The following is a 1,423-nucleotide window of genomic DNA, read 5'->3' as shown; positions in this document are numbered from 1 at the left end:
CCGGGGGTGCTGGAGGCGGCGGTACGGGACGTGGTGGAGCGGCACGAGGTGCTGCGGACGGTGTATCCGGCGCGGGACGGCGAGCCGTACCAGCGGATCGTCGACGCGCCCGAGGTGCGGTTCGAGGTCGAACGGGGCGTGGCCGGTGGGGAGGTGGACGCGCGCGCCACGGAGTTCGCGCGGCTCCTCGTCGACGTGACCGACGAACTCCCGCTTCGCGTCAGGCTGTTTGAGGTGCAGGACGGGTCGGCGGTCCTGGTGCTGCTGGTCCACCACATCGCCACGGACGGCTGGTCGGTGGGCTGCCTGCTCGGGGACCTGGACCTCGCCTACCGCGCCCGCGCCGAAGGGCGTGCCCCCGGCTGGGAGCCGCTGCCCGTCCAGTACGCCGACTACACCCTCTGGCAGCGGGACATGCTCGGCGACCCCGAGGACCCCGACAGCACCGCCCACGAGCAACTCGCCTTCTGGCGCGAGGCCCTCGACGGCGTCCCGGCGGAGACGCGGCTGCCCGCCGACCGGCCCCGGCCGGCCGAACCCGGACTGCGGCGGGGCGCGGTGGTGTCCCTGGACCTGGACGCCGGGACCCACAAGGCCCTGACCGCCCTCGCCCGTGCCCGGCGGGCGACGTTCTTCATGGTGGTGCGGTCGGCGCTGTCCCTCGCCCTGCGGGCGGCGGGCGCCGGGTCGGGCGCTGCACGACCTGGTGGGGTTCTTCGTGAACACGCTGGCGCTGCGGACCGATCTGTCGGGGGATCCGACGCTCGGTGAGCTGGTGGGGCGGGTGCGGAACGCGGACCTGGCGGCGTTCGCGCACGAGGACCTGCCGTTCGACCTGCTCGTGGAGGACCTGAACCCCGAGCGGTCCCTCGGACGGCACCCCTTCTTCCAGGTCGTGGTCAGCGCCCGGACCGCACAGGACGACCCGTACCACCTGGGCGGCATACCGGCCGTCCTCGACGGCGCCGACCTCGCCACCGCCAAGTTCGACCTCGGCTTCGACTGCCTGGAGCGGTTCGGCCCGGACGGCGAACCGGACGGGCTGCGGCTCGGACTGCAGTACGCCACCGACCTCTACGACGAGGAGACCGCGCTCCTCCTCCTGGAGCTGTTCCGCCGGGCCCTGGGCGCCCTCGCCGAGCAGCCGGACGGCACGTCCCTCGACGCCGTCCGGCTGCTCACCGACGAGGAGCGCCGGGGACTCGACCGCCGCCACCGGGCCCTCGCCGAGGCCCGGCGGCGCCGCGCCGGCGCCGGGAAGGAGCCGCGCGACGACGGCCGGGCGCGTGCCGTCACGGATCCCCGCGAGGAGATCCTGCGGGGCCTGTTCGCGGAGATCCTGGGACGCGACGAGGTGCTGCCGGGGGAGAACTTCTTCAAGCTCGGCGGGCACTCGCTGCTCGCGGGCAAGCTCACCAACCGC

1 protein-coding gene and 1 pseudogene are annotated in these 1,423 nt (G+C 74.6%); both read left to right on the top strand.

Annotated elements, in window-relative coordinates:
* Window positions 1–6 precede the first annotated feature (6 nt).
* Window positions 7–1,141, top strand: a pseudogene (locus ADL08_RS35405) (condensation domain-containing protein); the annotation flags it as partial.
* Between the two features lie 213 nt (window positions 1,142–1,354).
* Window positions 1,355–1,423, top strand: a 69-nt coding sequence (locus ADL08_RS38985) for a hypothetical protein (protein WP_324615457.1), incomplete at its 3' end; no start/stop codon positions are given.

The organism is Streptomyces sp. NRRL F-6492 (assembly GCF_001280125.1).
In the GTDB taxonomy this organism is placed as follows: domain Bacteria; phylum Actinomycetota; class Actinomycetes; order Streptomycetales; family Streptomycetaceae; genus Streptomyces.
Note: the sequence above shows the minus strand (reverse complement) of the source record. Positions and strands in the feature narration are given on the sequence as shown.